The following is a 13249-nucleotide window of genomic DNA, read 5'->3' on the forward strand; positions in this document are numbered from 1 at the left end:
TCACAGTGCCAGCCATCACGACACCCAACCGGTCCAACCGGTCAGGGGCCAACCGCCCCGCCCGCACCCGACGGTTGACCGTTGCCTGCCTCGGAGTGAGTGTGCTGCTCGCCGTCAGCGGCTGCGCCCAATCGGTCAGCGGGCAGGCCGCTGTGGCCGGCCCGTCCGGGAGCCAGCAACGTGAGCAGGGGCAGCAGCCGAACCCTGGGCAGAAGCAGGGCGGGCAGACCGGCGACCGCCCGGGAGGCACCGCGGGCGCTGGTAAGAAGGATCCGCTCGACCCCGGCATGCCGGCCCCGGTTCCGAGCATCGAGATGCCTGAGGTGCCCAAACCGCCCGTCCCCGGCGGCGCCGATACCGCACCCGACACCGGGCCGGGCGGGGCCGACCCCACCATGACCGCCGGCGGCGAGCCCGACGACGCCACCTCCGAAGCCGATTCAGCCGAAACCGATTCAGCCAGAACAGATTCAGCCACAACCGCCGCTGCCGGAACAGATTCCGAGGCCACGTCCGCGGGCGCCGCAGCCGGCTCTCCCGACCAAGGAGGCGCAACCGAAAAACCCACGGCCGCGGCCGGCGTTCCCAAGGTCTCCGGGTCTCAGACGCTGTACGACGCCGGGAAGGGTTTCAAGATCCCGCTGGACCGCGAGTGGGTCAAGGTCAAGACGGTGCCGTTCGACGGCGGCACCCAGCACGCCTTCAAGTACAACGCGGGCGGGGTGACGATGTCCCTGATCACCCAGACTCATCCGGCGGTGACCACCGCGAAAGACCAGTGCATGAAGGTGGTCTCCCAGCTCCGCGCCGACCTCGACAATGTGGATTTCGACAGCAATGTGCCTGATCCGACCTCGCCGGAGGGTTACGACGCGCAGCTGTGCAGCCTGAAGTACGACGACGACAAGGGCGACACCTATCGCAGAAACCTTCAGGTGCTGCACAAGGCCGGCTCGAAGGACACCTTCATCATGTGGGTCACCACGCCGCTGCTGGGATCCGACTACGACACGGACCGGGCCGCGCAGCAGTCGGCGTCCGACGCGTACTACCTGCTGGTCGACAGCCTGAAATAGCCAGCCCAGCCCAGCCCAGCGTCCGCGAACTGGTGCCGGTCAGCGGTTCCGCCCGGCGCGCCGCGCCCGCACCATCGCAGTGATGGCCCGCTCTACGGCGTAGTCGGCATCTGCGGCGACGCCCTTGACATCGGCGTTGAGTTGCGCCGTCGCGGCCATCGCGGCCGCCAGCCCAGCGGGCGTCCATTGCCGTACCGCCGACCGCGCCCTGTCGATCTTCCAGGCCGGCATGCCGAGTTCGGCGGCCATCGCGTACGAGTTGCCCGGTCGGGCGCCGGCCACCTTGGCGATGGTGCGCACCCCGTCGGCCAGCGCGTCAGCGACCAGCACCGGCGGGACGCCGATGTCGCTGGCCCAGCGGGCGGCTTCCAGCGCACCGGCGAGATCGCCGGCGACGGCCTTGTCGGCGACGGCGAATCCGCTGACCTCGGCGCGGCCGCGGTAGTACCTGGCGACCGCCGTGTCGTCCACCATGCCGCCGGTGTCCGAGGCAAGCTGCCCGGCCGCGGCGGCCAGCTCCCGCAGATCGTTGCCGACGGCGTCCACCAGTGCCTGGGCGGCCGACGGCGTGCAGGTGCCGCCGGCGTGTTTGATCTCGGCACGGACGAAGTCGACCCGCTCGGCCGGCCGAGTGATCTTCTGCGCCGGCAGCACGGCCGCTCCCCCGCGTCGGAAGGCATCGGCGATCGGCTTGTTGCGGGTGCCGCCGTTGTGCTGCAGCACAACGGTGACCCCGTCGACCACGTCGCCGGCGTATGAGATCAGGGCGGTGGCAAGGTCTTTCGCCGCCTCATGGCCACCGCGCAGCACCACCAACCGAGGCTCGGCGAACAGGCTGGGCGCGACCAGATCGGCGAAGGCCTGCGGGCTCAGCCCGGCGACATCGCTGTCGCGGCGTTCCACCTCGGGCTCGCGTTTGCGCACCGCGGCGGCGGTGCGGGTGACGGCCCGGTCGATCAGCAGCGGTTCGTCGCCGGAGATCAACACCAGCGGCCCTGGTCCTTCGGCCATCTGTCCATCCTTGCACTGCCCGCCGACGCCCGGCCTCACCGTCGCGGCCGGTTCGAGCGCCCGCGGCGATCTGCCGCGGCGCCGGCGATCTGCCGCGTTGCCGGGCACCGAATGAGAGCGCCGGAACGCCTGACCGGGGCTGGGCCGGCGGGCCGGTCTAGCGAGGGGCGTCGCTGCCGATCCCGTCGAGTTGGATGCCGAACAGCGTGTGCAACGCCTTCACGTAGTCGTCGCCGGAGCCGTCCTTGGCGAGTTCTTTGGCGCGCATGGTCGGGGTGTGCAGCAGCGAGCCGGTGACCCGGCGCAGCGCGCGTTCCACGTCGTCGGCGACGGCGCCGTCGTACTTGCGGCGCAGCTTGCTCATCTCGGCGTCCATGGCGGCAAACACGTGGCTGCGCAACGCGACCACGGCCGGATCGAGGGTGCGGGTGGCGATCTCGTTGTCGAAGGCGGCGACCGCATCGGCGATCAGCTGCTCGGCGGCGCGTTGCTGCGATCCGTGTGCTGGCCCGGCGGCATCGGACACCGAATGCAGGTCGACAACGGTGACTTGTGGCATGCGTCGGACGGCATCCGGAATGTCATGGTGCAGCGCCAGATCGACGATCACCACCGGCCGTTCCCGCAGGGCCAGCGCGCCCAGCACCGACCGGGCGGCGACCGCATCGACGGTGTTGCGGCGGCCGCTGGCCGACACGATCAGGTCGACCGTGCCGAACGCCTCGGCCAGCTGCTCGGTCGGCACCGGCTCCGCATGGTGGGTGCGGGCGAACTGCTCGGCGCGTCCGGTGGCCGAGTAGACCCGCAGGTCGGTGCAGCCCCGCGCCCGCAGTGCCGCGGCCACCACTCTGGCGTAGGCGCCGGTGCCGAGGATCACCGCACTGCGTCCGGTTAGCGGATCGTCCGAGAGTCCTTGTCCGGCAGCGGCTTCGGTCGCCGCATCGGAGTCTGCCGCCGCATCCGATGCGGCCACTGCATCCGATGCGGCCGGGGCGGCGAGGTGCCGGCCGGCGATCTGCAGTGCCACCGACGCCACCGAGCGGCCCTCGGCGCCGAGGCTGGTCTGGCTGGTGACGCGCTTGGCGGTGCGCAGTGCCCCGCGGAACAGGCTGTGCAGTGCCGGGGTCAGCAGCTCGTCACGGTGCGCGGCCTGCTGGGCCGCGGCGACCTGCCCGGCGATCTCCGCCTCGCCGACCACCATGGCGTCCAACCCGGCCGCAACGCTGAACAGGTGCTCGGCGACGGCGTTACCGACCCGCACGTTCAGCATGGCTTCGACGTCGTCAGGGTTCATTCCCGAGCAACCGGCCACCAGCTCGGTGACACAGTCGACCGCGTCGTGGAAGCGTGCGGCGTCCACGTAGATTTCCAGCCGATTGCAGGTGGACAGCAGCACGGCGCCGGACAGCGGTGAGCCGTCGGCTCTGACCTGGCTGGCCAGCGCATCGCGGAGCGCGGCGGCGTCCGGCGACGCGGAGCCGGCGGCATCCGGGGTTGCCGTGGGGATAGCACCAGCGAAGAGGTTCTCCAGCCGCTCCAGCCCGACCTCAGCATGGCTGGCGCCCAGCACCATCAGCATTTGCTTCACTCTACCTGTTGTCGAAGTTGCTTCCGGCAGTGGCAGCATGGCCTGTCGTGGACCCTTCCCAGCCCGACCGGCTCGACCAAACCGAACAGCCCGACCCAACCGACCGGCCCCGTCCCGCCGGCAGCGGGCCAGCCACGTCAGACTCGGACGAGGCCACGCAGCGGCCGGCGGCAGCGCCATTGCCGACCGGCCACCCGCTGCTCGACGGCCGGACCGCGGGCTCGCCGCTGGTCCGCGCGATGCGGGGCGAACGCACCAGGCAACGGCCGGTGTGGTTCATGCGGCAGGCCGGGCGGTCGCTGCCCGAGTACCGCAAGCTGCGCGCGGAGGCCGATGACACCAGCATGCTCGCCGCCTGCCTGCACCCCGAACTGGCCACCGAGATCACTCTGCAGCCGGTCCGGCGGCATGGCGTTGACGCGGCAGTGTTCTTCTCCGACATCGTCATCCCGCTCAAGCTCGCCGGGATAGACGTTGAGATCGTCGCCGGCCGCGGCCCGGTGCTGGCCGATCCGATTCGCAGCGCCGAGCAGGTCGCCGCGCTGCCGGAACTGGACCCGGCAACGCTGGAGCCGATCTCACAGGCGGTCGCCGGTACGGTGGCGGAACTGGGCGGCACCCCGTTGATCGGGTTCGCCGGTGCACCGTTCACGGTCGCGTCGTACCTGGTGGAGGGCGGTCCGAGCCGAGATCACTTGTACACCAAGGCGATGATGGTTGGCGCGCCGCAGGTGTGGGACCAGTTGGCGGGCTGGGTCGCCCGCACGACGGCCGCGTTCCTGCGGGCCCAGATCATGGCCGGAGCATCCGCTGTGCAGCTGTTCGACTCGTGGGCGGGGCACCTGTCTCGGTCGCAGTATCGGATCGGCGCTGCGCCGCACTCCGCCGCGGTGTTCCGCGCCGTCGCCGACCTGCCGGTGCCCAAGGTGCACTTCGGCGTGGGTACCGGCGAGCTGTTGGCGGACATGCACACCGTCGGCGCCGACATGGTCGGGGTGGATCACCGGGTCGACCTGTCGGACGCCGCCGACCGCCTCAGCGGCTCAGTTCCGTTGCAGGGCAACATCGATCCCGCCATGCTGTTCGCCGGCCGCAAGGTCTTGCACCGCCACACCGAGGAGGTACTGCGGTCGGGGGCTGCGGCCCCCGGCCACGTCGTGAACCTCGGACATGGGGTGCCGCCGAACGCCGATCCCAGCGTGCTCACCGAGCTGGTGGAGTTCGTGCACAGCAACCCCGACCCGGCCGCCGATGACTGATCGGTCGGCGGCTGACCCGTTGACGGCCGCCCCACCCGGCGGGTCGGCCGGTCGGCCGCCGGCCGTCGTTGTCGGTGGCGGGATAGCCGGGCTGCTGGCGGCATACCGGCTGGCGCGCAAAGGTTTTCGGCCGTTACTGCTGGAGGCGCGCGATCAGCTCGGCGGCCCGGTCAGCTCGCATCGGCTGGCCGGGCTGGAGTTGGACGCCGGCGCCGAGAGTTTCGCCACCGCCCGGCCGGCGGTCGCCGAGTTGCTGACCGACATCGGCCTTGCCGATCAGATCGTCTCCCCTGCTCCCGGTCGCGCGTTCGTGCACCATCCGGACGGCGCGTGGCCGCTGCCCGATCGGGCTTTGCTGGGGATTCCGGCGGATCTGTCCGCCCGGGACGTGCGCGCGGTGCTGGGCGACGACGCCGCCGCCGAGGCAGCGGCGCGCGATGCCGTACCGGCCCCCCGGTCGGTCGCTGGGCTGCCATCAACGCTCGGACCCCTGGTGCGGCTGCGGATGGGCGAGGCGGTGCTGCACCGGCTGGTGCGTCCAGTGGTGGCCGGGGTGTACGCCACCGACCCGGAACAGCTGGACGTGAACACGGTGGCGCCCGGGCTGCTTGAGCAGCTGGCGGCCACCGGATCGCTGGCCGGCGCGGTGGGCCGGCTGCGCCCGGCCGGGGCGCCTGGCGCTGCCGTCGCCGGGCTGGACGGCGGCATGTGGACGCTGACCCGGCGGCTCGCCGAGCTGGTCACAGCGGCCGGCGGCGACATCCGTACCGGCGCCCCGGTGACCCAACTGGCCAAGATCGAAGACGGCTACCAGCTCACGGTCGGCGGCTCACCCGCCGCCGATTCGGTGACCGGCGCGGTTGTGGTGCTGGCCGGCGGCCATGCCGCCATGCGCCCGCTGCTGCACGCGGCCGCACCTGTGGTCGCGCCAGCTGCCGATCGCGGCGCGGGCAGCGCCGTGGCGCTGGTGACGCTGGTGCTCGATGCCCCGGCACTTGACGCCGCACCTCGCGGCCCCGGCCTACTGGTGGCTGCTGATGATCAGCCGGCATCCAGCGGAATCGGCGCCAACAACGCGAACAGTGCGAACACCGCAAACCCCGTGCGCGCCAAGGCACTCACCCACGCCACAGCCAAGTGGCCATGGCTGGCCGGGCGACTGCCGAGCGGGCGGCACGTGCTGCGGCTGTCCTACGGGCGGGACGCCGATGAGGTGAACACCATCACCGACGCGGAACTGCGGGCGGTCGCGTTGCAGGAAGCCGGTGCCCTGCTGGGCGTACCGCTGACCACCGAACAGCTGGTGGACACCGACGTGATCCGCTGGTCCGGCGCCTTGCCCGCACCATCGGCGGGGCACCGAGAGGCGGTGCGGCAGTTCCGTTCTCGACTCGCCGCGGCCGCCCCTACCCTGGCGCTGGTCGGTGCCGGCTGGGCCGGCACGGGGCTGGCCGCCGTCGTCGGTGACACCGAGCTGCAGATCGCCGACCTGTTGCGGCGACGGGACAACCGGGCAACCGCAGGGACCTTCAGCACGTGAGCAGTCAGACAGCCTCGGGATTGGATTCTGGGCACGGCGACAGGCGAGAATGAGACAAGGATGAACAGCATGAGTAGCGCGCACGACAAGCCAGCCACCTCCCCCGCTGCGCCGGCCGGTGCGGCCGAGCCGGGGTCCACCGCGGCAGCCGAGCAGGCGCCGGCCGCGCCGACGACGGAGCCGTCCGCGCCGACGGCGGAGCGGAAACGGCCCTCGGCGCGGGAGGTGAACGACCAGATCCGCTACACCCTGTTCTCGGTCTACCGGCGTACCGGTGAGCCCGGCGCCAATCCCGACGACAGCGCCGCTGAGCTCACCGATCTGCTGGCCGAGCTGGCCCAGCGCGACGTACAGGTGCGTGGTCTGTACGACGTGTCCGGGATGCGGGCCGACGCCGATGTGATGGTGTGGTGGCACGGTCCCACTGCGGAATCGCTGCAGGAGGCCACCCGCGCGCTCCGCCGCACCGCCGTCGGCCGCGGCCTGGAACCCACCTGGTCGGCCATGGGGCTGCACCGGCCGGCCGAGTTCAACAAGGGCCACATCCCCGCGTTCCTGGCCGGCGCGCCGGCGAAGAACTGGGCAACGGTGTACCCGTTCGTACGCTCCTACGAGTGGTATCTGCTGCCGGACGACGAGCGCCGCGGCATGCTGGTGGAGCACGGCATGATGGGCCGCGAATATAACCAGGTGTTGTCGAACACGGTGGCGGCCTTCGCCCTCGGCGATTACGAGTGGCTGTTGGCGCTGGAGGCGGACGAACTGCACGACACCGTCGATCTGATGCGGCATCTGCGCAGCTCGCAGGCCCGCCTGCACGTTCGGGAGGAGATCCCCTTCTTCTCCGGACGGCGGATGTCACCCACCGAGTTGGTGCAGGCGCTGGCATGACGCTCCCACCCGCCGAGACTGCCGCCGTCACCGGCAGCGGCGCGCGCATCGCCGCCCAGCCGTTGGAGTACGACGCCGTGCTGCTGGCCGGGTTCGGCGGTCCCGAGGGTCAGGACGACGTCATCCCGTTCCTGCGCAACGTGACCGCCGGCCGCGGTGTGCCAGAGGAACGGCTGGAGGAGGTCGCCGGGCACTACCGGGCGCTCGGTGGGGTGAGCCCGATCAACGAGCAGAACCGTTTGCTGCAGCAGCGTTTGCAGGAGGCGCTGATCGACATCGGGATCGACCTGCCGGTGCTGTGGGGCAACCGCAACTGGGACCCGTACCTCACCGACGTGGTGCGCCGGGCCGACGCCGCGGGCCACCGAAAGCTGTTGGCGGTGGCCACTTCCGCCTACTCGTCGTACTCATCGTGCCGGCAGTACCGCGAAGACTTCGGTGCGGCGCTGCGCGACGCCGGGGCACTCGGCCGGATGCGGATCGACAAGGTCGCTCCGTACTTCGATCAGCCGGGTTTCCTTGACCCGTTCGTGGACGGGACGCTCGCCGCGATCCGGTCGGCGTTCGCCGGCCGCATCGAACCGGATGAGCTCAGGGTGCTGTTCACCACCCATTCCATCCCCACCGCGATGGCCGACACCTCCGGCTCGCCCGAGCTGGGTGACACCACGCGGCCCGGCGGTGCGTATGTGGCCCAACATCTTTCGGTCGCCCGCTATGTGATGGCCGAGGTCCGGCGGCTGCTCGCCGAGGCCGGCACCGAGGTTGCCGTCAGCGGCCCGGTCGACGAGCCGGCGGCGGCACCAGGGCCGGAAGACGCCGGTCTGCGCTGGCAGCTGGTGTACCAGTCGCGGTCCGGCTCGCCGAGCGTGCCGTGGCTGGAGCCGGACATCAACGAGGTGATCGCCGAACTGCCCGACGCCGGCGTCCGCGGTGTTGTGGTGGTGCCGATCGGCTTCGTGTCCGATCACGTCGAAGTGATCTGGGACCTGGACAACGAGGCGGCGCAGACCGCTGCCGACCTTGGCCTGGCGTACTGGCGAGTGGCAACCCCCGGCACCGACGCGCGCTTCGTCGCAGCGCTCGCCGAGTCGATCGCGCGCCGGCTGGGCCGGTGTCTGCCGCGGCACTCGGTGCTCGACACCGCACCCCGCCCGGACTTCTGTGCCGCCGGCTGCTGTGTCAACCCCAGGGCGGCCAAACCCACTACTGCCGCGGTCGATTCGGCTACCGACTGGCCCGCCGACACCGATCCGGCCGCACTGGCCGGCTCCGGCTTCGCTCCCGCCGCCGCTCCGCAGGCCGGGAGCCTTCAGGACGCCCGACGGTGACCACACCGGCGTCACCGCACGCCGGCCGCGTGCTGCGGGTCGGTACCAGGGGCAGCGCGCTGGCACTGGCCCAGTCCGGTCAGGTCGCGGACGCGGTGGCGGCGGCATTGGCGGCATCGGGATCGGCATCGGGATCGACAGCATCGACAGTGCCGCAAGGGTTTCCGGAATCTGCGCCCGCGGTTGCGGTTGAGCTGGTGCGCATTCGCACCGAGGGCGACGTCAACAGGGCGGCCCTGGCCAGCATCGGTGGGACCGGGGTGTTCGTCACCGCGGTGCGGCAGGCCCTGCGGGACGGCACCGTCGATCTGGTGGTGCATTCGGCGAAGGATCTGCCCACCGCGCCGGAGAGCGATCTGCGACTGGCGGCCGTTCCCGCTCGGGAAGACCCGGCAGATGCGTTGTGCAGCAAGGATGGTCGCGGGCTGGCGGAGCTGGCGCCCGGTGCCAGGATCGGCACTGGATCTCCGCGCCGGGCCGCGCAGCTGCTCGCTCGCCGCCCGGATCTCGAGGTGGTGCCGATCCGCGGGAACGTCGACACCCGGCTCGGCTACGTCGATTCCGGTGAGCTGGACGCCGTGCTGCTGGCCGCTGCCGGGCTGCGGCGGTTGGGCCGGGCGGAGCGCATCAGTCAGCGACTGGACCCGAGCGAGTTTGTGCCGGCCCCGGCGCAGGGGGCACTCGCCGTCGAGACCGCGGCCCATCCCGAAGTGCCCTGGTACCAAACGGGTCTCGCGGCGATCGACGACCTGCCGACCCGGCTCGCCGCCGCCGCCGAACGGGCAGTGCTAGCCGGTCTGGAGGCGGGCTGCTCGGCGCCGGTATCGGCGCTGGCCGTTCCGGACGGCGACATGCTGCTGTTGACCGCACAGGTCACCGCCCCGGACGGGTCGGCACAGTTGACCAGGCAGCTGCGCTTCCCGCTCCCGGGGACCGTTGCCGGTCGTGATGGCACCGGTGTTGACGAGCCTGGCAGCGCTGGTGCTGACGGCGCTGACAACGCCGACGGCGCTGCTGGCATTGCCGGCACCGGCGTCGATCCAACGGCGATCGCCGCGCTGGAAGCGCCGGCGGTGGCCGCGGGGTTGGAGCTGGCGTCCGGGCTGCTGGCCGATGGTGCTGCCGGCCTGATGGGACGAACCTGATGGGGCCGGTAGCCGAGTCGCCGCCCGGCGGCAGGGCCACAACGGTCGGGCAGCAACGGGTTTCCGGCGAGCCGGCCGGTTCGGATGCGACCCCCGAGCCCCCTGACCGCTCTCGGCTGGCCGGCGCCCGGGTGTTGATCGGCCGCTCCCCCGGCCGCAGCGGCGGGCTGATCGGTGCGCTGGCCGCCGCCGGGGCGTCGGCGCAGGCGGTACCGCTGATCCAGGTGCAGCCCCCGGCCGACTCGGCTGAGTTGGACGCTGCCGTGCTTGCGCTGTCCAGCGGCGACGTGGAGTGGGTGGCCTTCACCTCGGTCAACGCGGTGAGTGCGGTGGTGGACAGGGCACGCTCGCTCGCGGTGCAGCCAACGCTGGCCGCGGGAGTGCGGGTGGCAGCGGTCGGGCCGAGTACCGCGGCCGCGTTGCGCGACGCGGGGTTGCCGGTCGACCTGACTCCGTCGGGCGCTGCCTCCGGCGTTGCCCTCGGCGCGGCGTTCCCGCACCCGGCCACCGGATCCCGGCCGCTGGTCCTGCTGCCGCAGTCCGACATCGCCCGGCCCGAACTGGCGAAAGCGCTGGCCGACAAGGGCTTCCAGGTTCGCGGGGTGCCGGCCTACCGCACGGTCAGCGCAACGCTGCCAGCCACGGTCGCCGCCGATCTGCACGCCGGCGCGTTCGATTGTGTAGTGGTGTCTTCACCATCCGGGCTACCGGCGCTGCTGGCGGCGGCAGCGCCTGCACAGTTGCCACCGGTGGTGGCCATCGGCGAGAGCACCGCGGCGGCGCTGCGCGACCAACGGGTGCCGGTGGCCGCGGTCGCCACCGCCCCGACCGATGGCGCGACAGTCGACGCCATCGCGGCCGCCCTTGCCGACAAGCACGTACCCGTCACCGATGGAAGGTAGGTTGCATGCCCGCCGCTGAACGCCCGTCCGTTCCGACCCCGATCGATCGGCCACGCCGGCTGCGCCGCACCCCTGCGCTGCGCCGGCTCGTTGCCCAAACTCGCTGGCAGCCAAGCGATCTGGTGCTGCCGATGTTCGTCAAGCAGGAATTGACCGAGCCGGCGCCGCTGGCGTCGATGCCTGGCGTGCAGCAGCACACCATCGACTCGCTGCGCCGCGCCGCGGAGCAGGCCGTCACCGCCGGGGTCGGCGGTCTGATGCTGTTCGGCATCCCGGCCGAACGCGACGCGGTCGGCAGCCAGGCCGACCACCCCGACGGCATTCTCAACGTCGCGTTGCGCGCCCTGAAGTCGGACCTGGGTGATGCCACGGTGCTGATGGCAGATCTGTGCCTTGACGAATTCACCGATCACGGGCACTGCGGGGTGCTGACCGCCGACGGCGCCGTCGACAACGACGCCACCCTGGTCCGGTACGCGGACATGGCGCTGGCACAGGCGGCGTCGGGGGCGGACCTGTTGGGTACCTCGGGAATGATGGACGGTCAGGTCGCCGCCGTCCGGGCCGCGCTGGACGAGGCCGGCGATCTCGACACCGGGGTGTTCGGCTACGCCGCCAAGTACGCCTCGGCGTTCTACGGGCCGTTCCGAGAGGCCGTCGACTCGGCGTTGCAGGGCGATCGCCGTACCTACCAACAGGACCCGGCGAATCGCGCGGAGGCGACAAGGGAGGCGTTGTTGGACATCGCCGAGGGCGCCGACCTGGTGATGGTGAAACCCGCCCTCGGCTACCTCGACATCCTCAGTGACGTGGCCGAGATCGGCGCCCGGGCCGGGATACCCGTTGCCGCGTACCAGGTATCCGGCGAGTACGCGATGGTGGAGGCCGCGGCGGCGAACGGCTGGATCGACCGGGACAGGGCCATCGTCGAGACCGTCACGGCGATCAGACGCGCCGGCACCCAGATCGTGCTCACCTACTGGGCGGTCGAGCTGGCCGAGCGATTCGCCACCGGCGCGCTGGACTGACCAACCCGGGCGGTGCCCGGAACGGCACCGCCCGGACCACCCACACCCGCCACACGGCAGGAGACGTGATGACCACCCAACGCCCCACCGGAATCGACCAGCCGTCCGGCGGTACCGCCGCGGCCAGTGCTCGGCTGTTCGACCGGGCACAGCAGGTGACGCCGGGCGGGGTCAACTCCCCCGTGCGGGCCTTCGGCTCGGTGGGCGGCACGCCCCGCTTCATGCGCAGCGGCTCCGGCGCCACCCTCACCGACGTCGACGGCGACAGCTACGTCGACCTGGTTGGCTCTTGGGGACCGATGATCCTGGGACATGCCCATCCCGCTGTGCTGCAGGCAGTTTCCGATGCGGTGGCGCGGGGATTGTCGTTCGGCACCCCCGGTGAGGGCGAGGTGCTGCTGGCCGAGGAGATCGTCCGCAGGGTTCCGCCGGTGCAGCAGGTACGGCTGGTGTCCTCCGGCACCGAGGCGACCATGTCGGCGATCCGGCTGGCCCGTGGCTTCACCGGCCGCAGCAAGATCATCAAGTTCGCGGGTTGCTACCACGGCCATGTCGACGCGCTGCTGGCGGCTGCCGGCTCGGGCGTCGCAACCTTCGCGCTGCCCGGCTCTGCCGGCGTCACCGAAGCCACCGCCGGCGACACCATCGTGGTGCCGTACAACGACATCGACGCGGTGCGGGCGGCGTTCCGGGCGCACCCCGGCGAGATCGCCGCCGTCATCACCGAGGCCGCAGCCGCCAACATGGGCGTTGTTCCCCCGCTTCCCGGTTTCAACGCCGCACTGGCCGAGCTGGCACACGGCGACGGCGCCCTGCTGATCACCGACGAGGTGATGACGGGCTTCCGGGTCTCCGCCTCCGGCATGTACGGCTGGGAGCGCGCCGCTGGTGACAACCCAGATCCGTTGCCGTCCAACAGCACCTGGGCGCCGGACCTGATGACGTTCGGCAAGGTGATCGGCGGCGGACTGCCGGTCGGCGCCTTCGGTGGCCGGGCCGACATCATGGCGTTGCTGTCTCCCGGGGGGCCGGTGTACCAGGCGGGCACGCTGTCCGGCAATCCGATTGCCACCGCGGCAGGCCTGGCCAACCTGCGTGGCAGCACGGACGCGGTCTATGCACACCTGGAGGCTGCCGCCGGGACGGTGAGCGCGACGGTGTCGCAGGCGTTGACCGCTGCCGGGGTGCCGCACCGGGTGCAGGCGGTCGGCAGCCTGTTCTCGATCTTCTTCGGGGCCGCCCCGGCCGCGGCCCCTGTCACCAACTACGACGAGGCAAAAGCTCAGGACACCAAGGCCTTTGCCGCGTTCTTCCACAGCATGCTCGACCAAGGCGTGTATCTGCCGCCGTCGGCGTTCGAGGCGTGGTTCGTCTCCGCCGCCCACGACGACGCCACCCTGCAGCGCATCGCGGCTGCCGCCCCGGCCGCCGCACGAGCGGCCGCGGCAGCTCAGTCGGCCGGCTGAGCAGTCCGGCGT

The 13249-nt window shown here is 71.6% G+C and carries 11 protein-coding genes; 9 read left to right on the top strand and 2 right to left on the bottom strand.

Features of this window, described 5'->3' with window-relative positions; genetic code table 11:
* The first annotated feature begins 95 nt into the window (after positions 1-95).
* Positions 96-1076 (top strand): hypothetical protein, encoded by a 981-nt coding sequence (locus HKD39_RS12565; RefSeq protein WP_171200226.1) that lies wholly within the window; start codon positions 96-98, stop codon positions 1074-1076.
* Between the two features lie 39 nt (positions 1077-1115).
* On the opposite strand, the gene holA is transcribed toward HKD39_RS12565, so the two are convergent.
* On the bottom strand, positions 1116-2087 hold the full coding sequence (gene holA / locus HKD39_RS12570) for a DNA polymerase III subunit delta (protein WP_171200227.1): 972 nt from the start codon (positions 2085-2087) through the stop codon (positions 1116-1118).
* A 157-nt stretch (positions 2088-2244) separates the two neighbouring features.
* Positions 2245-3666 carry a glutamyl-tRNA reductase gene (locus tag HKD39_RS12575; RefSeq protein ID WP_171200228.1) on the bottom strand — a complete coding sequence of 474 codons (1422 nt, stop codon included), beginning with the start codon at positions 3664-3666 and terminating at the stop codon, positions 2245-2247.
* A gap of 188 nt (positions 3667-3854) precedes the next feature.
* Here HKD39_RS12575 and hemE point away from each other — a divergent pair, with 188 nt between their 5' ends.
* The 8 genes from hemE to hemL all read left to right on the top strand — a co-directional run bounded on the left by hemE (position 3855) and on the right by hemL (position 13237).
* Positions 3855-4934, top strand: coding sequence for a uroporphyrinogen decarboxylase (hemE, locus tag HKD39_RS12580; protein WP_281361919.1), 1080 nt, complete (start codon positions 3855-3857; stop codon positions 4932-4934).
* The gene (hemG, locus tag HKD39_RS12585; protein ID WP_171200230.1) at positions 4927-6474 is read left to right on the top strand and encodes a protoporphyrinogen oxidase; all 1548 of its coding nucleotides are present in this window, start codon (positions 4927-4929) and stop codon (positions 6472-6474) included. The genes hemE and hemG overlap by 8 nt, the downstream gene beginning before the upstream one ends.
* 69 nt (positions 6475-6543) lie before the next feature.
* Positions 6544-7365, top strand: coding sequence for a hydrogen peroxide-dependent heme synthase (hemQ, locus tag HKD39_RS12590; protein ID WP_171200231.1), 822 nt, complete (start codon positions 6544-6546; stop codon positions 7363-7365).
* Positions 7362-8696 (top strand): ferrochelatase, encoded by a 1335-nt coding sequence (locus HKD39_RS12595; protein ID WP_171200232.1) that lies wholly within the window; start codon positions 7362-7364, stop codon positions 8694-8696. The genes hemQ and HKD39_RS12595 overlap by 4 nt, the downstream gene beginning before the upstream one ends.
* Positions 8693-9841 (top strand): hydroxymethylbilane synthase, encoded by a 1149-nt coding sequence (gene hemC, locus HKD39_RS12600; RefSeq protein WP_171200233.1) that lies wholly within the window; start codon positions 8693-8695, stop codon positions 9839-9841. Before HKD39_RS12595 ends, hemC begins: the two co-directional genes overlap by 4 nt.
* Complete coding sequence (locus tag HKD39_RS12605) at positions 9841-10743, top strand: uroporphyrinogen-III synthase (protein ID WP_171200234.1); 903 nt, start codon at positions 9841-9843, stop codon at positions 10741-10743. Before hemC ends, HKD39_RS12605 begins: the two co-directional genes overlap by 1 nt.
* A 5-nt stretch (positions 10744-10748) precedes the next feature.
* Positions 10749-11771, top strand: a complete 1023-nt coding sequence (hemB, locus tag HKD39_RS12610; RefSeq protein ID WP_171200235.1) for a porphobilinogen synthase — start codon at positions 10749-10751, stop codon at positions 11769-11771.
* Positions 11772-11839: 68 nt separating this feature from the next.
* The gene (gene hemL / locus HKD39_RS12615; protein WP_171200236.1) at positions 11840-13237 is read left to right on the top strand and encodes a glutamate-1-semialdehyde 2,1-aminomutase; all 1398 of its coding nucleotides are present in this window, start codon (positions 11840-11842) and stop codon (positions 13235-13237) included.
* Positions 13238-13249: the final 12 nt, after the last annotated feature.

The sequence above is a fragment of the Nakamurella aerolata genome, from assembly GCF_013002705.1.
Taxonomy (GTDB): Bacteria; Actinomycetota; Actinomycetes; order Mycobacteriales; family Nakamurellaceae; genus Nakamurella; species Nakamurella aerolata.